Source organism: Streptomyces sp. NPDC015139 (genome assembly GCF_043079785.1).
Classification (GTDB): Bacteria; Actinomycetota; Actinomycetes; order Streptomycetales; family Streptomycetaceae; genus Streptomyces; species Streptomyces albidocamelliae.
Genome location: NZ_JBIBUW010000007.1, coordinates 120,654 through 137,755 on the forward strand (window position 1 = coordinate 120,654; position 17,102 = coordinate 137,755).

Here is a 17,102-nt window from a genome sequence, read left to right on the forward strand (position 1 = left end):
CCCTCGAACGACGGTGCGCCGAACCGGCCCTGACGTCATGTCACCGCTGCCGGTTCCTGCTCGGCGGGTGGTGCCGCCGTACCGTCCGTGGCGGGCGCGGGAGGTGGTGTCTCCCAGTTCGGCTCCGGTCGTGCCGCCGTCGCCGCCGACTCCGGTTTGGCCGCACGGTGGAAGACCGCGGTGCCCCGCGACAGATCGTGTCCGATCGCCATGGCGTCGATGTCGGCGGAGGCCCACTGCTGCTGTCCGTCACGCACTTCCGTGCGCACCTTCAGCCGCCCCTGGATCAGCAGGGGCTGCCCCACCTCCACCGACGCGGCCACGTTGACCGCGAGCTGCCGGTTGGCCCACACCGTGAAGAAATTGGTGTGCCCGTCCGTCCAGACGCCCTTCTCCCGGTCCCAGTAGCGGGCGGTCGCCGCCAGCCGGAACCGGGCCGACGGACCCGTCGGCAGCTCCCGGTACACCGGTGGCGTCGCCACGTTGCCCACCACGCACACGATGGTCTCGTTCATCGTCCTCGCTCCCCTCCCCCGCCCGGTCCCGGCCGGACAGGTCACCCACCCGGTCCCTGCCGGGCCGGCCGACACGCGCACGGGCCCTTCCCGTACGGCTGCCGTGCCTGTGCGTACGACCGCCGTGCGATCGCCGCGACCTCAGACTGCCTCCGCCGGGCCGGGCCCGCCGAGCGCTGTGGACGAGCCCCTCGCCTGTGGAAAAGCCCGCCACTCGCACGGGTGACACCGCCCCCCGGGCCACCTCTTCACCGACCCCCGGACGCGGTCGTGGGCGACCCCGAGAGTCCGGGACCGCCCACGACGGGAAAAGGACCGCCTCCCCGCGGGAGGCCCGCCTCACCCCACGCCCACGCCCGCCCCGGCGCCGGCACCGGTGCCGGCCCCCACGACGCGCCCGTACTGCTCGCGCACCTCCCGGTACCGCAGCAGTTCCGCCGCCACCGGGTCCAGGACGCGGGCCCGGCCACAGCTCGCGGAGGCTTCCCGCAGGCGCCGTTCCGCGTCCTGGCCGTAACGCCGCGCGGGGGCCCGGGCCGCCATCCGGCAGGCCCACTCCACCAGCGGGCCACCGACGATCCCGCAGACCATCAACAGCACCGGCACGCCCAGGTTGGGGGCCATGACCCCGACGATCTGCCCCACCAGCCACAGCCCGCCCACGACCTGCAGCAGCGTCATCGACGCCTGGACCAGCACCGCGAGCGGCCACCAGCCCGGCCTCGGCGGCCGGCCCGGCAGCGCGGCCTTGGCCGCCAGTTCGTCCAGCGCCTCCGACAGTCCCTGCGACCCGCGTACGGCCGCCTCGCGCACCGCCTGAGCCCACGGCACGGGCAGCCCGGCCGAGGCCCGGTCGGAGACCGTGCGGACCGCCTGCTCCACCCGCTGGCGGGCGGTGGCCTCCTCGTCGGCCTGGTTACGGATCTGGATGCGGCCCGTGTTGGGCTCGCCGCGGCCCTGGTACCAGCGCCACAGCCGCAGCCACGGTGTGCCGCAGGCCCGGTTGGCGTTGCGCAGCCAGGCGCGCTCGGCGGCCTCGCCCGCCGCGGTGGCGCCCACCGCGTCCGCGAGCCGCGCGGCGAACTCCTCGCGTGCCTCCTCGCTGAGGCCGGCGCGCTGTCCGGTGGCGTAGACGGGCCGCAGTTCGGCCGCCGCGAGGTCCACGTCGGCCGCGACCCGGCGGGCCGCCGCACCGCGTTCGGCCACGAACTCGCCGAGGGCCTCGCGCAGATCGCCGACACCGTCACCGGTGAGGGCGGACAGCGCGAGCACGGTGGCGCCCGGTTCGCCGTACTCGCCGAGCGCGACCCCGTCCTCGTCCAGCAGCCGCCGCAGGTCGTCCAGGACCTGGTCGGCGGCCTCCCCGGGCAGCCGGTCGACCTGGTTGAGCACGACGAACATGACCTCCGCGTGCCCGGCCATGGGCCGCAGGTAGCGCTCGTGCAGGACCGCGTCGGCGTACTTCTCGGGGTCGACCACCCAGATCACCGCGTCGACCAGCTTGAGGATCCGGTCGACCTGTTCGCGGTGCTGCACGGCGGCGGAGTCGTGGTCGGGCAGGTCGACCAGGACGAGGCCGCGCAGCTGCGCCTCGGCCTCGGGGCTCTGCAGCGGACGGCGGCGCAGCCGCCCCGGGATGCCCAGCCGGTCGATGAGGGCCGCCGCGCCGTCGCTCCAGCTGCACGCGATGGGCGCGGCCGTGGTCGGGCGCCGTACGCCGGTCTCCGAGATGGCGACTCCGGCCAGGGCGTTGAACAGCTGGGACTTGCCGCTGCCGGTCGCGCCCGCGATGGCTACGACGGTGTGCCTGCCGGAGAGCTTGCGGCGGGCGGCGGCCTCGTCCAGGACACGGCCCGCCTCGGCGAGGGTACGGCTGTCCAGGCGGGTGCGGGAGAGGCCGACGAGTTCGCGCAGGGCGTCCAGACGGGACCGGAGGGGGCCGTCGTACGCCAGCGGCGTGGGGACCTGACTGCCCGGGGCACGGCTCGGGGTCTCCAGTGCGGAGGCGCGTTCGGCGGCGAGCGCTGCGGCGTTGGCCTCCGTGACCCGCCGGGCGATCAGCCCGTCGTCCCAGGCTTCCTCGGACTCGGCATCCGCGTCGGCATCGACGGTCGTGGCGGTGGCGGCACTGTTACCGGAGGCGTCGTCGGCCGACCGCTTCTTCGCGGACTCCTTGGCGGCGGGGCGGGCCTTGGGCGCTTCCTCGACGGACCGGGACTTCGACGTCTCCGTGGACCGCGACTTCGGCGCGTCCTCGGAACGACGCGGCTTCCGCGAGTCCTGCGCGGGACGGGATTTCGGCGCCCGCTCGGTGAGCGGGGCCTTGGACGCGTCCTTGCCGGCGATCCGGGAGTTCGACGCCTCCTCGCCGGCGGCCGGGGAGTCCGGCGCCTCGTCGGCGGACCGGGGCTTCGTCTCCTCGTCGGCGGCCCCGGACTTCGGCGTTTCGCCGGTGGCCCGGGACTTCGCCCCCTGGTCGGTGTCGGTGCTGCCGGACGTCGGCGGCTCTTCGCCGGACCGGAGCTTCGGCGCCGCCTCGGCGGACCGGGAGTCCGGCGCCTCCCCCGCGAGCGGGGACTCCGGCGCCTGCGGACCGGCGCCCGGCTTCAGCGCCTCGCCGGGGGGCGTGAGCGCCGGTGCCTCTCCGACGGGCTCGAGGGCGGGTGCCTCGTCCGCGGGCGGCTTTACGGCCGGGGCCGCCTCGGCGGCCGGTTCTTCCTCTGCGGCCGGCGACTTCGGAACGTCCTCGGCGAGCCGGGAAGCCGGTGCGGTGTCGGCGGACCGGGAAGCCGGTGCGGTGTCGGTCGGCCGGGGCGTGGACAGCTCCCTCAGGGGCCGGAACGAGAGCGAGCCGGCACCGGCGGAGGCCCTCGGTACCTCGCCGGTGGGCCGGAGCCTCGGCGTCTCCTCGGCGGAGCGGGACATCGGCGCGGGGAGCAGCCGCGGCCGGATGCCCGTCTCGGGACTGTGCCCGCGCGCGGGACCGACCGAGGCCGCGTTCTCGCCCGTACCGCGCGCGTTGCCGTTCTCGTCCTCCACGCGCGCGTGCTGCCCGCGCTCCCACTCACGGACGGCGGCGGCCGAGGCGTCGGCCGCGGCGCGGGGCACGGAGCCCGGGCGGTCACCGGCACGGCCGTCCGGCGACCGGTCCTCCGCCGAGCCCGCCCGGCCGCCGCTCGGCGGACGGGCAGCGTCGGCATCCCCGTGGTCATTCCGCGAGGGGCCCTCGCCGGTGCCCTCCTTGCCGGCGTCCAGCAGGAGCTGCCCGACGGTGCCGTCCCTGCCGTCCGTGCCGACGTCCTCCGCGGCGCTCGCACCCGAACCCGTCGGCCCGTCGCCCGCCTCGCCGGACCCCGCATCGCTCCCCGGCCCGGCCTGCGAACCCACGCCGGGTCCGGCTCCGGTGCCGGCGGCCGGAACCGTGCCCGGACTCGGCTGGCCGTTGCCGGGCTGACCGTGGCCCGGGTGACCGTTGCGCTGCACGGGTCCCCTGTCGTCGCCGTGCTCCATGCGCCCCATGTGGTCGGTGTGCTCCGTGTGGTCCTGATCAGTGACGGCGGTCACCGGTCACCTCTCCTTCTGCAGTACGGACAGCGCGGCGATGAGCTCGGCCTGCGGCTCCGCCCGGACGTCCAGGGCGTCGAGTGGCGCGAGGCGCCGCTCGCGTTCGGCGTGCATGACTCGGTCCACGTGCTCCGTGAGCAACCGCCCGGCCCGGTCGCGCAGGCGCAGGGCGCCGTGCGCCCCGAGCCGCTCGGCCAGCCCCTCGCCGGCGTTGCGGGCCCGGCGCCCGCCGAGCAGCGCGGTGGCGACCACGGCGGCGACGACCTCCGCGTCGGGCGCGGCCGTACGTTCCAGATGACGCACTTCTTCCTCCGCGTGCTCCTCCAGCTCGCGCCGCCAGCGCCGTACGGCGAGCCCGATACGGTGCTCGGCGCGCTCCACGGAGGGGTCGCGGCCGGTGAGTCCCGGGGCGCTCGCGGCGGGTTCACGACGCCAGGCCTCGTCGACGCGCTCGTCGGCGGCGGTGACGGAGCACAGCAGCAGCGCGGCCAGGCTCTCCACGAGGGCGTCGAGGAGTTCCCCGGCCGTGCAGTCCAGCGGGAAGGCGCGCCAGCGCTTGAGGGCGTCCCCGGCGAGCACGGCGCCGGACTGGAGACGGCCGCGCACGCGTGCCTGCTCGTTGTCGTAGGCGGCGTCCACCGCGGAGGTGAGCCGCAGGGCGGCCGCGTACTGCGCGGCGGCGGCACTGGCCAGCTCGGACATGCGGGGCTTGAGCGAGTCGAGCACGCCATGGATCGTCCGGGCCATGACCTGCTGCCGGGCGGTGGAGTCCTGGGCGTGGTGCACGAGCCACGTGCGCAGGGCCGCGACGGCGGTGCCGGGCAGCAGCCCCGCGCCCCAGGCGGACTCGGGCAGCTCGGGCACGGTGAACCGGGGCACGTCCCCGAGACCTGCCTTGGTGAGCAGGGCACCGTACTGCCGGGAGACCTCCGAGACCACCTGGTGCGGCACCCGGTCCAGCACGGTGATCAGGGTGACGTCGTACTCCTTGGCGGTGCGCAGCAGGTGCCAGGGGACGGCGTCGGCGTAGCGGGCGGCCGTGGTCACCATGATCCACACGTCGGCGGCGCAGATCAGTTCGGCGGCGAGCCTACGGCTGTCGGACAACAGGGAGTCGACGTCCGGTGCGTCGAGGAGGGCGATGCCGGGCGGGAGGCTGTCGGCGGTCTCGATACGCAGGACGCGTCCGCGCCCGGCGTCCTGGCCGGGCAGCGCGAGGTCGTCCGAGACCTCCCGGAGCGGCTCCCACACGCGCGCCAGATCGGGCAGCACGCGCACGCCGCTGAACCAGTGATGATCCTCCGGGTGGCAGACGAGCACCGGCGTCCGGGTCGTCGGCCGCAGCACGCCCGCCTCGCTCACGCGGCGTCCGACGAGCGAGTTGACGAGCGTCGACTTGCCGGCGCCGGTGGAGCCGCCGACGACCGCGAGGAGCGGTGCGGCGGGCTCCCGGAGCCGGGGTAGCAGGTAGTCGTCGAGCTGTGCGAGCAACTCGTCGCGGTTGGCACGCGCGCGTGGCGCTCCGGCCAGGGGCAGCGGAAAGCGTGCGGCGGCGACACGGTCGCGCAGAGCGGAAAGTGTGTCGAGCAGCTGAGGCCGTACGTCCAAGGTCACCACATGCGAAGAATGCCCAATTTTAGGGGAATTCTGAAGCATATAGACATGTCTGCGCGCCGACGGGACAGATCAGGCACAAGGGATGACCGGGACACGGGCCCAGTCCAGGCATAACGAGTGCACAACACCCGGTGCGTCCCGCGCCAAAAGCGGTGCACGATTCGTACCTGCCTGCGATTATCAGGACCGCTTCACCGAACCTCCACATCAAGTCACGGAGGCGAAGCGGCAGGGTCAAGGAACCGGGAGCCCTATCCTTGTCCCCGGCAACGTCACGGATCAGCCCTCACCGGGGCACCAGGTACGAGGCCACCACACCGGCCCCCGTAGCTCAGTGGATAGAGCAGGCGCCTTCTAAGCGCTTGGCCGCAGGTTCGAGTCCTGCCGGGGGCGCCAGTCTCCGCCCTCCCTCTGGGAGGGCGTTTTTGCTGCTCGGAATGGGTGACGCGCGACACGCCGAAGCCCCGGGCCCACCCTTGATGATCAGGGCGAGACTCCGGGGCTGTCCGGCTGTCACCGGGTTTTCGCGGGTGGCCGTGTCGAATACGTGTCGAAGTCCTCGGGGGCCGGCCGGGCCGGGTCAGCCGCCGTCGGGCGCCCCAGGGAGATCCCCCGCAGCCTCCAGCCGCCGCTTCAGATCGGGCAGCTGACCGTCGACGCACCGCGCGTAAGTGGCCAGAAGGACGGCGACGCTGTTCCCGGCCCGCTCCGCCACCTGAGCGGGCGGAATCCCGTCGTTGAGCCACTTCGTCAACCGCGTGTTCCGGTTGTCGTACACACGCCGCCCGGTCGGCGATTCGAAGACGTGCGTCGGCAACACGGCCTGGCGGGCACTGCGCCAAGCCCGGCGGATGACGGAGCCGGCCAGGATGCCACCGGTCTCACCTTGGAAGAGAAGATCACCCGGTTGGAGGTGCTCGTCGAGGATGTGTTGCCGCAGGACGCGCGTCAGAGCGGGATGCCCCGGCACCGTACGCGTCTCTCCCTCGGCACGGCCCTTCAGATCGCGCTGTTCGTGGATCTCCCCCGTGTCCGTCCACTGCTTCCCGACCTCTGGTGTGGCCGTGTGGAACAGCAGTTCGCACCACTGATCCTCGGCGTCGGGGTGCGGCAGCGTCACGTCCTCCACGCGCATGGCCACGGCTTCTTCGGGCCGCGGACCGCAGTAGTACAGCGTCGCGAAGAACGCGTGCAGCCTCTTGCCCCCGCGCGGCCGGCGCCGGATCCAGTCGAGGATCGCCGCCGCCTGCTCAGGATTCAGCAGGGACCGCTTGTCCACGGCGCTGGTGGTCTTGGTGGCGGCCGTCGTCTCCTTCCCCTTGGGCAGGGGGCCGGCCCGGAGGATGCGCCGCCTGACGGCGTGCTTCATGACGACGTTGAGGATTCGCCGGTTGCGCTTCCGCGACCAGGCCGCCGCCTGCTTTCCGTCCAGGCGCGTGTCGATGGCACGGAGGACCTGGTCGACCGTCTCCGGGTCCTCCCAGGCCGAGACCGGCAGGGAATGCCGCTCGACCCACCTGAGGATGTTCACCACGTCCCGTGGGGCCTGCGCCCGGCGGTTCGCGTTGAACCCCCACTCACGCAGAGCGGTGCGCACGGCCGCCGGCTCGAACTGGGCGGGCTGCGTCCGGAGCAGCGCCACGGTGGTCGCCGTCAGGGCCTTGGCGACGTTCTTCCGGCTGTTGCCGCCGAGTTGGGCCCAGCGGGCATCCACGTACTCGACAGCGAACGTGCGGTGGATCTGTACAAGCGTGGCATGGCTCGCTTGCTTCTGTTCACCGGAGCCACCAGCCCGACAACCCGCGAACGTATGCCGAGGGGTGAGGCCGTTCACTATCGAGAGCGAGCCATCGAACTCGGTGTCCCTGGTTCGGCGATCCTGGTGGAGACCCACGCTCGCAACACTGGTGAGAACATCCGGCTCTCCAGGGCAGAGCAGCACTGGCCCAACCTCGCTCCTAAAGCGGAGGCCGACGGGCCCGTGCCCTTCTGGGCTCCCCATCCCTCGGGCGTTGGGGTTGTCCACGAAGGGGCGCAGGGTCAGCGGCAGGGCGCACAGGGATGGTTCGGACTCCGGCGTCGGCACCGTCGACCAAGACAGATCAAGGACCAGTGATCGCCTTGATCGTGTACGGGTACGACTCTTGCTGCCACGTGGTCGTGAACACGGCCGTCGGACGCGCTGCGACCTGTGGCACGCGGCCGTCCGTCGTGAGCGTCTTCGCGCTGCCGAAGGTGCCGGAGCGGCTGATCAGCCGGGCGGTGGCCTTCGTGACGCTGTACGGCGGCGTGGAGATGGCCGTGGTGGTCTGCGACACCAGCATGCCGTCGCCGTCGTCGTCCAGGGCGAGGTCGGGGCGGTCGCCGGCGCCCAGCGACGTGATGGCGCCGAGGGTGCCGCCGGCGGAGAGTTTACGGCCGTACAGCTCGCGCTTGCCGGCGTTGTTGCGTACCCACACGATCATCGAGTCGCCGTCCAGGTCCGTCCCGAGGGTGTGGTGGAAGTCCACGTTCTCCGTGGATGTCGAGATACGCAGCGGGTTCGACAGCGTGCCGGTGTGGCTCCAGCGCGAGGCCCAGACCTGCGAGCGGTCGCCGCCGCCGGAGTGGTAGCTGATCACCGCGTCGCCGTCCCGGTCCACGCCGACCCGAACCATGCCGAAGCCGCCGTATGCCGCGATCGGCGTGGTGAGCACCTTCGCCGCGGAGATCGAGGTCGCGGTCATCCGCTTGGCCACCACCTCGGAGCCGCGTACCCAGGCGACGACGAACTGACCATTGCGGTCCACGCCGATGGCCGGCGGCTCCGCCGAGCCCGAGCCGAGCGTGTGCACCGCGCCGAGCGTGCCGTCGAGCTTCAGCCGGCGGGCCACCGCGTACCAGCTGCCGTCGCGGATCTCCGTCCACGCCACCATCGAGCTGCCGCCGGGCGTCACGGCGACCGAGGGCGTGGTTGCGGGCGACCCGGGGGTGGAGAGCATCTGCAGCGAGCCGACGAGGCTGCCGGAGGACGCGACCCGGCGGCCGACGACGGTGCTGTCCTGCTGCCACACCACCGACGAGTCGCCGGTGTCATCGGAGTCGGCCTGCACCCAGCTGATGGCGCGGCCGTCCGGGGACAGGGTGCGGGTCGCACCCAGGGTGCCGTTTGCGTACTTCACCCGGGTCTGTACGCGGAAATAGGAGCTGTTCGCATTGTCCATGGCCGCCCAGGCGAGGAGCGTATCGCCGGAGCGGTCGATGGAGACCTGGGGGTCGTCCTGGCCTGACCAGCCGGACGCGGTGACATTCCACGCGGACGTCCACGCGGCGTCGGCGTTCACTACGAGCGTCGCGGTGAGCGCGATTCCGGCCACGGTCGCCACGGCGCCTGCGCCGATGAGGCGGCGCTTTGCCGAACGCCGGTGACGTGCTGCCTGAAGTACCACTCTCGTATCCCTTCCAGGGCTGCCACGGACTCCACGGCAGCGAGGCTGTCCTGTACGACTGCTCAGTAGTACAGCGGCGTTGCGTGCGCATACGTCACACGAGCAGCACAGGCCCCCTGCCTGATGACCTCAGTACCTGTAGCGACCTGTAGCCGGGCCGATGCGGATCCGCCCAGCAGGCGTCGATACCTTCGGTGCTGCGGGTGAGGTGGGATGGGCAGGACGAGCCGGTGCCTCTGCGGGTGCCTCCGCGGGTTGGCTGACCTAAGAAGCGACAGAGCAGATCTGACATCACCAGCTGACATCAACGGCGGCGAACGGTGGTGCACCGAAGCAGTCGCATCTGGATCGCCGAGTGACCACCACGCCTCGTTTCGGCACGCCGCTCCCCAGAGTGTGCGAACTCCTAAAGCGATGGTCACTCCCCATCGAGCTCACGCGCCGGCGAGCCGGAGCCGTGCCAGACGTGTGCCGGATCAAGCGGGGTACCCCGGGGAACAATCGACACCGGAATCGCAATCGAGGGACTCACTTCTCGGCCCGCTGAGTGATGGCCGCCTCGGTGCGGTCTCCCAGGAACTCGTACCAGCGGCGTTCGAGACAGACGTAGCGCACGTCTGCCTCGACGAGGCTGAGGAAACCCGACACCGTCTCGGTGAGACGCTGTTGCAGCCCGGGGTCGGCCAGCGTTCCGTCTTCGGCGAAGGCCTGGTAGCTGTTGGCCACGCTGAACATGTCCGGGTAGACGCGGGTGCCCAGGTGTTCCAGAGGAATCCTCAGAGCCCACAATCCGCGGTTGCCTCCGACCAGCGACGGCGAGGCGGAGACGAGCAACGCGTGCTTGGTTTTGGACGGCTGCGGCCTGACACGCGAGACCCAGTCGATCGCGTTCTTCAGTACCCCTGGCACGGAGGCGTTGTACTCCGGCGAGGAAATGACGAAGGCGTCGCTCTGCTCAAGCCGGTCGCGCAGGGCGAGAGCGCCGTGCGGCAGCCCTGCGCCGGCCTCCATGTCGCCGTCGTACAAGGGCATCTCGAAGTCGCGCATGGTGACGAGGTCGACGGCGGCACCGGTGTCGGAGATGAGCCGGGCCACGAGGGAGGCGAGGCGGGCGTTCGTAGAATCGGCCCGCAGGGCCGCGCCGAAGACCAGGAACCGCAGCGGGCCGGGAAGCGAGTCCGTGGGCATGGATCCGTCCTTCCGTCGCGGGCAAGCCCCTCCAGGAGGGCGCCCCACCGACAAGTGTGGTTCCTCAGCTGGCGTCTCGCGACAGGGCCAGGCACCGACAGGTCCGAGCCGGTCAGGACAATGGCTCGGCCACTGGAGAGATGGTGCGCGGTCGGTCCTCCTGGCCATCGATGGAGCCAACGCACGCCCAGGCCGGGTGATCAGCACCTTGGGTCACTCGCCGGGGCCGTACCTCTGTAAGGACTGGCAGCTGGGCCGTACGAGGCCAACCGACGCCAACCAACAACGACAGAAGCCCACGGCATCCGACGAGGTCAGAGCCATGGGCTTCCTCTGTTCCGCTGGTCAGTGGGACCGGTGGGAGGGCGTTTTTGCTGCTCGGAACGGGTGACGCGCGACACGCCGAAGCCGGTGTCCCGGACGGGCCGGCATCCTCGGCCGAGGCTGAAAATCACCCGGTCGGAGCTCTCCGTCCGCGCCGGTGTCCCCGCCGGCGCCCGCCCCCGGCCTGCCGTTACAGTCGCCCTCGGGATCTTCGGGAGCGTCGAAGGGGTGGGATCGCGTGCGACTGCGTTGTGTGGTGCTGGACGACTTCCAGGGCGTGGCCACCGGCATGGCCGACTGGTCGGTGATCGAGGACAGGGTCGAGGTGGTCGCGCTGCGCGAGCACCTCGACGGGGAGGACGCCCTCGCCGCGGCCCTCGCCGGCTTTGACATCGTCGTCACCCTGCGCGAACGCGTGCCCTTCCCCGGCTCCCTCATCGCCCGCCTCCCCCGCCTGAAGCTGCTCGTCGCCTCCGGCATGCGCAACAGCGTCATCGACTACGACGCCGCCCAGGCGCACGGCGTCACCGTGTGCGGCACGGCGAGTTCGGGGACCCCGCCGGTCGAGCTGACCTGGGCGCTGCTGCTGGGTCTCGCCCGGGGCATCGTCGAGGAGAGCACCGCGCTACGGGCGGGCGGCCCCTGGCAGTCCACCGTCGGCGCCGACCTGCACGGCAGCCGACTGGGCCTGCTCGGGCTCGGCCGCATCGGCAGCCGGGTGGCCCGTGTCGGGCTCGCCTTCGGCATGCGGGTCAGCGCGTGGAGCCAGAACCTCACCACGGAGCGCGCCGAGGAGGAAGGCGTCGAACTAGCCGCATCAAAAGAGGAGTTGCTCGCGGAGAGCGACTTCGTCTCCGTGCACCTGGCCCTCGGCGACCGCACCCGGGGCCTGGTCGGCGCCGCGGAACTCGCGGTGATGAAGCCGACCGCCTTCCTGATCAACACCTCCCGCGCGGCCATCGTCGATCAGGAGGCCCTGCTCGCGGCGCTCCACGAGGGCCGGATCGCGGGCGCCGGCGTCGATGTCTTCGACGTCGAGCCGCTGCCCGCCGGCCACCCGCTGCGCACCGCGCCCCGCCTGCTCGCCACGCCCCACCTCGGCTATGTGTCGCGGGCCAACTACACGACCTACTACGGCCAGGCGGTGGAGGACATCCAGGCCTACCTGGCCGGCTCACCGGTACGGCGGCTGCCCTGAGCGCCCGTCAGGACGTCGTCACGCGCGTGTAGACGCCTTCGCTGCGGCGCAGATGCCCCAGGTCCACCAGGTAGCGGCGGAGCGTCACATGGTCGGTGTCGTCGGAGTCCTCGCACCAGCCCCGCAGCCGCTCGTTCACCACGCGCTCCGGGTACTCCACGCCCGGCTCGAAGCTCCGCTCGGCGATGTGCCGCAGCACCTGCTTCTTGCGGGTCCATTGGGCGGGCAGCCGGACGAGCCGGCCGCCGCGCACGAAGGTGTCCAGTACGGCGTCCCCGGACGGCCGCGGGGACCGCTCGGTGCGGGCCAGCTCGCGCAACAGGCCGTAGGAGACGGTGAGTCCGCCGTCCGGACGCTCTGTCACGGCGCCCTGCTCGCGCAGCCTGAGCAGCGCGAGGGCCGTGTCCTTCGCCGGGAGCCCGGCCGCCTCGGCGACCTGCCCGGCGCTGTCCGCGCCCAGCACCACGGCCGCGAAGGCCCGCAGCCGCCGCTCCTCGGCGAGCAGGCCGATCAGCTGCCGGGACCGTTCGGCCGGCTCGGGAGGGTTGTCGGTGTCCATGGCCGGAGGCTAGGTCAGCGCCCGGGCCCGCCGCCCCCGAATTACGCCGGGTGCGGGGCCGGGGGTGTGGCCTCCCGCCGGGTGGCTGCCGTTAAAAGGGTGATCCCCCGCCGATCACCGTGACCAGGTACGTGTGCCGCCGTTGAACGGGGAGTGCGGTGGCTGGCCTGCTGCTGCGCCTTACCGAGCAACAAAAGGAGAACGTGATGTCTCGCATCGCGAAGTCAGCCGTTGTCGCCCTCGGCACCGGTGCCGTGGTGGTCGGCGGGGCCGGGCTGGCTCTGGCCGACGCGGGTGCCCATGGTCTGGCCGCCGGCTCGCCCGGCGTGCTGTCCGGCAATGCCGTCCAGGTTCCGGTCCACGTCCCGGTCAACCTCTGCGGCAACACGGTCGACGTCGTCGGCCTGCTGAACCCCGCCTTCGGCGACAACTGCCTCAACCACAGCGGTGGCGACAGCATGCCGGGCAACCCCGGCCCCAGCCACGACGGCGGCTACGGCAACTGATCCGGCCGTACGAGAAGGAAGGGCCCCGGCACTCCGAGCGCCGGGGCCCTTCCCTTTCCTCTTCCCGCTCCCGTTCGCGTCTCAGGCGTAGCGGTAGATCCCGCTCATGTCCTCGAGCTGGTCCGGGGTGTCGTTCCACGGCGGGAGTTTCTGATGCCGGGCCACCACCCGCTCGTGCTGCTCGTCGCGGGCGCCGGGCGGCTCGGCGGGCAGGTAGCGGTGGCTGCGGTGGGCACGCTGCCAGCGGTACCACTGCAGGTCCAGGAAGGCGTGGTGCAGCCAGAACACCGGGTCGTTGACCGAGGCCCCGCCGAGCATCGCGCCGCCGACCCAGCGGTGCACCCGGTTGTGGTTGTGCCAGGACGCGCTGCCGGAACCCGACCCCCAGCCCTCCAGCTTGTTGCGGAAGCCCTTGCGGACCGTCGAGTTCCAGGGCCAGGCGTCGTAGACCGGGTCGTCCAGCGCCCCCTGGAGTTCCTTCCTGGTGGGCAACTGGATGGGGGAGGCGGAGCGGCCCAGGTCCCGGGCGAGGAACCGGCCGTCCGTGACGCCCTCCTTGATGGTCCAGTGCCCCGACGCGTAGGCGAAGGGACCGGTCATGACCTGCCGGTCGGAGCGCCGGCCGTTGCCGCCGAGCAGATCCTTCGTCCAGGGCACGGAGGTCGTCGAGCGGTCCCGGGTCCAGTCCCAGTACGGCACCGTCACCGAGGAGTCGATCCGGCGCAGCGCCCGCTCCAGGTCCAGCACGAACCTGCGGTGCCAGGGCAGGAAGGACGGGGCCATGTGGGCGGTACGCAGACCGTCCTCGCCGTCGGCGGTGTAGTACTGGATGTGCATGCGCACGAAGTCGTCGTACTCGCCGCGCCGTTTCAGGGCCAGCAGCGCGTCGACGAACCGCCGCCGCTCCGTCGCGGTGAGATTGCGGACGTTCTTACGCACGTACGCCATGCCGACCCCCCATCGCCATGTGCAGGTGACCGCCGGGCTGCTCGCCGCCGACCGGGCCGGGTGCCAGGTCGCGCAGCCGCTGGCGGGGGCCGATCTGGTCCACGGCCGCGCGCGTCGCCTCCAGTGGCGTCGCGTACGACGTGTAGTGGTCGACCATGCTCAGCCAGCTGCCGTCGGCGCGGCGCATCAGGTGCAGCGGGCGGCCGTCGATGGTGATCTGCCATTCGACGTCGGTGGCCTTGCGTCCCCCGGTCGGCACCAGGAAGCCCTGGATGCGGCGGCCCCGGTAGGTCTCGTCGAAGGAGTCGCCGTCGGGTTCCTCGTTCACGGGCACGGGCCGGGAGGCGGCGACGACCGGTGCCAGCGCAAGCGCCGCGGCCGAGGCGATCAGGCCCCGCGTCACCTCCCTGCGCGACGGTCTGCCCGCTCCCCCTGACACCTGCTGTTGTTCCGCGCCCACAGCCACGCCACCGGCACCGACGACCATCGCGCACTCCTCGTCCGGATTACAGATCTTGTCCGGAGTGGTAACCGCTGAAGGCCGCGCGGAGTCACCGTCGGAGGGCCATCCGGTGGTACGACGACGGCTAACGGGCGAATGCCGCACGGCAGTACGGGCGATACGGCGAGCGACGGGCCCCGAGGGAACGACCGGCAAAGCGGCCTGCGCAACGGCCGACGAGACGCGCACGGAACGGTCGATGGGACGGCCCACGGAACGGTCGGCGGGGCTGCCGATGCGGCGGTGACACGCGGGGGGGGGAGGTGACCTCCGAGAAGCCTCGGTCCCCGACGGCGCCCCGGCCGATGCGGCGGCCGGGGTGCAGTCGGTGCGCCCGTGCCGGACGCGGATCGGCGGACCGGGGCCAGGGCCTGCGGCAGGCCCGCCGGGCTCCTGGCCCCGCGCGCCCTACAGACCTGGCCCCGACTCCAGGTTCGCGTTGGAGACGTTCTGGAGGACCGGGGTGAGGATGCCGGCCTGGGGCAGCTTGGGCCGCGGGAGGCCGAAGTTCCCCGCGTCGGGGCTCGTCAGGGGTGCGTCCACGGACAGGCCGGGGGCGAGCGCGCGCAGGTCGGAGGCGGGCGCGTCGAGGCCGACGTGGTCGAAGCCGCCGTCACCGAGGACATGGGGCAGCGGGGACCTGGCGTCCACCCCGGGCAGGCCGCTGCTGACGGGCAGCTGGGGCAGCGTCCGCTCCGGGAGCAGCCGGCCCGTGACGTACCGGGGTCCTTCCGGGGCACCCGGCTTCACCAGCGGCACCTGCGCGCCGAGGCGGGGCAGCTCCATGTCGAGGGCCGTGGAGACGCCGCCCAGAGGCACGGGGACGGGGACCGCGCCCGACGCCGCCGCGGGACCGGCGGCTCCCACGGTGGCAGCGATGCCCGTGACGACGGCGGCAAGGGTTCCTCGGGTGGTCGACTTCATCTCAGGTACGGTCCCTTTCAGGGTGCGGGAGGTTCGGCGTCCGTACCGCGTAACGAGCCGAAAACGCCACCAGTGCACAATTCCCCCGGGTGCCGTAATAGTCAGCTCGTCCAGAAGTCCCACCAGCGCGTCAGCACGAGCATGCCGATCACCCCGATGTGCAGCACCGGAACCACCCAGGTGAACTCGGCGAAGAACGTCCGCAGCCAGGCCGGAGCGGGCAGGAAGCCGTGGCGCACGCAGAGGGACGTCACGTACCAGAAGAGCAGGATCGTCGCGATCCAGGCCAGGCAGCACCACAGGCACAGCGCGTCGATCCGGTACAGCGACTCGAACTGGAGCCAGGTGACGAAGCCGATCCCGAACAGGCAGCCGGCCTCGAAGACCAGCCAGTACCAGCGGGGGAAGCGGGCCCCGGCGAGCAGACTCACGCCGACGCAGACGACGATCCCGTAGGCCACCAGGCCCAGCATGGGGTTCGGGAAGCCGAACACCGAGGCCTGGTCGCTCTTCATCACGCTGCCGCAGGACACCACCGGGTTCAGGCTGCACCCGGGCACGAAGGCGGGGTTCTTCAGCAGCTTGAACTCGTCGAGGGTGATGACCCAGGAGGCGAGCAGACCCGCCGCCCCCGTGAGCACGACCAGCAGGGCGAAGGCACGGCCGCCGCCCGCGTGGCGTTGCATCAGGTGCGCAGGCCGCGGGCGGGCAGGAAGACGTGGGCGGCGGCGTCGGTGGTCTCCGGGGAGCCCGCGAACACGGCCAGCTCCGGTCCCTGGACCGGCCGGCGGGGGCCGGTGGAGGGACAGATCCGCGTGGTGAACATGAAGTAGGTGTAACCGAGCTTCTCGACCGCCCGCACCCACTCGGCGGGCGGGGTGACCTGGCTGCTGACGTTCGGCAGCTGCAGGACGATCTGCCCGGCCACGACGAGCATGCTGACCTTGAGGCCCGGCCGGGTGGTGCCGTCGACGGGCTCGCCGCCGATGGGCAGTCCGACGTCGCCGAGGAGCCGCTCCACGGCGGCGGACGCGGCCTCGGGACCGTCGGGGCCGTCGCCCAGGGAGCAGGCGAGGAGACAGGGTGTCCTGCCGTCCCCCTCCTCGTTCCTGGCCATCCAGGCGAGCAGGACGAGCGTGCCGAGGTCGGCGGCGCGGAAGGGACGGGTTTCACTTGTCGCTGAGGTCACCGCGCGACCATACCGACGGGCCGTGGGGCGACCTGACGGCTTCTCACCCGTCCGGAGCAGTGGCCCGGAGCGCTCCACACGAACGAGGGAAGCCGTCCCGGACACGGCGCGGGCCGGTTCCGCGGCTGCGGTACCGGCCCAGTTGTGCGGGGCGAGGAGGTTCAGCGCAGGGGAAGACCGCCGAGCAGGCCCGGCTTGTTGAGCGTGGTCGTGGCGTCCTTGACGGTGCTCAGCACGGAGTCCTTGTTCTCGGTGTCGAGCGCGTCCGACTGGTGCTGGAGCGGCATCAGGTCCTGGACGGTGGGCGGGTGCTCGGCGATCGAGGCCAGCCCGCCGTTGAGGCTCATGGGCGGCAGGTCGTGGGCGGTGGACGCGAACGCGGGCGCGGCGGCACCGGCGAGGGCCACGGAACCGGCGACGACGACGGCGGCCTTCAGGGACTTCATCGTGCTCCTTTCTTCGGCGACTCACGTCACCCCGGGGAATGTCCGGCGCCGTGCCTAACGAGTCGCGACCGGGCCGGAAACCCTCGGGTCACAAGACATATGAGATCCCCTAGGAGCCCTCAGCCGGCTTCACCTCGGCGTGCCTCACCTCGGCGTCCCAGCCGTCACACCCGGGGGCGTGACGGCTGGGACGC

15 protein-coding genes, 1 tRNA gene and 1 pseudogene are annotated in these 17,102 nt (G+C 72.3%); 4 read left to right on the forward strand and 13 right to left on the reverse strand.

Annotated features, from left to right (window positions below):
- Window positions 1-35 precede the first annotated feature (35 nt).
- The 3 genes from ACF08B_RS20510 to ACF08B_RS20520 all read right to left on the reverse strand — a co-directional run bounded on the left by ACF08B_RS20510 (window position 36) and on the right by ACF08B_RS20520 (window position 5,696).
- Entirely contained in the window at window positions 36-515 is a 480-nt protein-coding gene (locus tag ACF08B_RS20510; protein WP_392318657.1) for a single-stranded DNA-binding protein, read from the reverse strand.
- A 339-nt stretch (window positions 516-854) separates the two neighbouring features.
- The gene (locus ACF08B_RS20515; protein WP_392318907.1) at window positions 855-3,125 is read right to left on the reverse strand and encodes a GTPase; all 2,271 of its coding nucleotides are present in this window, start codon (window positions 3,123-3,125) and stop codon (window positions 855-857) included.
- A gap of 957 nt (window positions 3,126-4,082) precedes the next feature.
- On the reverse strand, window positions 4,083-5,696 hold the full coding sequence (locus tag ACF08B_RS20520; RefSeq protein WP_392318658.1) for a dynamin family protein: 1,614 nt from the start codon (window positions 5,694-5,696) through the stop codon (window positions 4,083-4,085).
- A gap of 320 nt (window positions 5,697-6,016) precedes the next feature.
- Between ACF08B_RS20520 and ACF08B_RS20525 the strand changes: the two genes are divergently transcribed.
- A tRNA-Arg gene (locus tag ACF08B_RS20525) sits at window positions 6,017-6,092 on the forward strand.
- A gap of 184 nt (window positions 6,093-6,276) precedes the next feature.
- Here ACF08B_RS20525 and ACF08B_RS20530 read toward each other — a convergent pair.
- Window positions 6,277-7,410, reverse strand: coding sequence for a tyrosine-type recombinase/integrase (locus tag ACF08B_RS20530; RefSeq protein ID WP_392318659.1), 1,134 nt, complete (start codon window positions 7,408-7,410; stop codon window positions 6,277-6,279).
- 18 nt (window positions 7,411-7,428) lie between these two features.
- Here ACF08B_RS20530 and ACF08B_RS20535 point away from each other — a divergent pair.
- Window positions 7,429-7,629 (forward strand): annotated as a pseudogene (locus ACF08B_RS20535) (YdcF family protein); the annotation flags it as partial.
- 169 nt (window positions 7,630-7,798) lie between these two features.
- Here ACF08B_RS20535 and ACF08B_RS20540 read toward each other — a convergent pair.
- Together ACF08B_RS20540 and ACF08B_RS20545 are read right to left on the reverse strand one after the other, a co-directional pair.
- A complete protein-coding gene (locus ACF08B_RS20540) occupies window positions 7,799-9,052 on the reverse strand; it encodes a hypothetical protein (RefSeq protein ID WP_392318660.1) in 1,254 nt (417 codons plus the stop codon).
- Between the two features lie 600 nt (window positions 9,053-9,652).
- Entirely contained in the window at window positions 9,653-10,312 is a 660-nt protein-coding gene (locus ACF08B_RS20545; RefSeq protein ID WP_392318661.1) for an NADPH-dependent FMN reductase, read from the reverse strand.
- A gap of 562 nt (window positions 10,313-10,874) precedes the next feature.
- On the opposite strand from ACF08B_RS20545, the gene ACF08B_RS20550 reads away from it, so the two are divergent.
- Entirely contained in the window at window positions 10,875-11,834 is a 960-nt protein-coding gene (locus tag ACF08B_RS20550; protein WP_392318662.1) for a D-2-hydroxyacid dehydrogenase family protein, read from the forward strand.
- A 7-nt stretch (window positions 11,835-11,841) separates the two neighbouring features.
- Here ACF08B_RS20550 and ACF08B_RS20555 read toward each other — a convergent pair whose 3' ends face one another.
- Window positions 11,842-12,393, reverse strand: a complete 552-nt coding sequence (locus tag ACF08B_RS20555; protein ID WP_392318663.1) for a DUF2087 domain-containing protein — start codon at window positions 12,391-12,393, stop codon at window positions 11,842-11,844.
- Between the two features lie 206 nt (window positions 12,394-12,599).
- Here ACF08B_RS20555 and ACF08B_RS20560 point away from each other — a divergent pair, with 206 nt between their 5' ends.
- Window positions 12,600-12,899: a chaplin gene (locus ACF08B_RS20560; RefSeq protein WP_392318664.1), complete on the forward strand. Its 300-nt coding sequence runs from the start codon at window positions 12,600-12,602 to the stop codon at window positions 12,897-12,899.
- 81 nt (window positions 12,900-12,980) lie between these two features.
- Here ACF08B_RS20560 and ACF08B_RS20565 read toward each other — a convergent pair whose 3' ends face one another.
- From ACF08B_RS20565 to ACF08B_RS20590, 6 genes are all read right to left on the reverse strand, one after another.
- Complete coding sequence (locus ACF08B_RS20565) at window positions 12,981-13,847, reverse strand: tyrosinase family protein (protein WP_392318665.1); 867 nt, start codon at window positions 13,845-13,847, stop codon at window positions 12,981-12,983.
- Entirely contained in the window at window positions 13,831-14,334 is a 504-nt protein-coding gene (locus ACF08B_RS20570) for a tyrosinase cofactor (RefSeq protein WP_392318666.1), read from the reverse strand. The genes ACF08B_RS20565 and ACF08B_RS20570 overlap by 17 nt, the downstream gene beginning before the upstream one ends.
- Window positions 14,335-14,757: 423 nt before the next feature.
- The gene (locus ACF08B_RS20575; RefSeq protein WP_392318667.1) at window positions 14,758-15,273 is read right to left on the reverse strand and encodes a hypothetical protein; all 516 of its coding nucleotides are present in this window, start codon (window positions 15,271-15,273) and stop codon (window positions 14,758-14,760) included.
- Between the two features lie 101 nt (window positions 15,274-15,374).
- A complete protein-coding gene (locus ACF08B_RS20580; RefSeq protein ID WP_392318668.1) occupies window positions 15,375-15,959 on the reverse strand; it encodes a vitamin K epoxide reductase family protein in 585 nt (194 codons plus the stop codon).
- Window positions 15,959-16,462: a DUF5949 family protein gene (locus ACF08B_RS20585; RefSeq protein WP_392318669.1), complete on the reverse strand. Its 504-nt coding sequence runs from the start codon at window positions 16,460-16,462 to the stop codon at window positions 15,959-15,961. The genes ACF08B_RS20580 and ACF08B_RS20585 overlap by 1 nt, the downstream gene beginning before the upstream one ends.
- 161 nt (window positions 16,463-16,623) lie before the next feature.
- Window positions 16,624-16,908, reverse strand: coding sequence for a hypothetical protein (locus tag ACF08B_RS20590; RefSeq protein WP_093477547.1), 285 nt, complete (start codon window positions 16,906-16,908; stop codon window positions 16,624-16,626).
- Between the last annotated feature and the right edge of the window lie 194 nt (window positions 16,909-17,102).

Coding starts and splice junctions, on each gene's coding strand:
- ACF08B_RS20510 (WP_392318657.1), bottom strand. CDS start 515: ATGAACGAGACCATCGTGTGCGTGGTGGGCAACGTGGCGACGCCACCG.
- ACF08B_RS20545 (WP_392318661.1), bottom strand. CDS start 10,312: ATGCCCACGGACTCGCTTCCCGGCCCGCTGCGGTTCCTGGTCTTCGGC.
- ACF08B_RS20555 (WP_392318663.1), bottom strand. CDS start 12,393: ATGGACACCGACAACCCTCCCGAGCCGGCCGAACGGTCCCGGCAGCTG.
- ACF08B_RS20560 (WP_392318664.1), top strand. CDS start 12,600: ATGTCTCGCATCGCGAAGTCAGCCGTTGTCGCCCTCGGCACCGGTGCC.
- ACF08B_RS20565 (WP_392318665.1), bottom strand. CDS start 13,847: ATGGCGTACGTGCGTAAGAACGTCCGCAATCTCACCGCGACGGAGCGG.
- ACF08B_RS20570 (WP_392318666.1), bottom strand. CDS start 14,334: ATGGTCGTCGGTGCCGGTGGCGTGGCTGTGGGCGCGGAACAACAGCAG.
- ACF08B_RS20575 (WP_392318667.1), bottom strand. CDS start 15,273: ATGAAGTCGACCACCCGAGGAACCCTTGCCGCCGTCGTCACGGGCATC.
- ACF08B_RS20580 (WP_392318668.1), bottom strand. CDS start 15,959: ATGCAACGCCACGCGGGCGGCGGCCGTGCCTTCGCCCTGCTGGTCGTG.
- ACF08B_RS20590 (WP_093477547.1), bottom strand. CDS start 16,908: ATGAAGTCCCTGAAGGCCGCCGTCGTCGTCGCCGGTTCCGTGGCCCTC.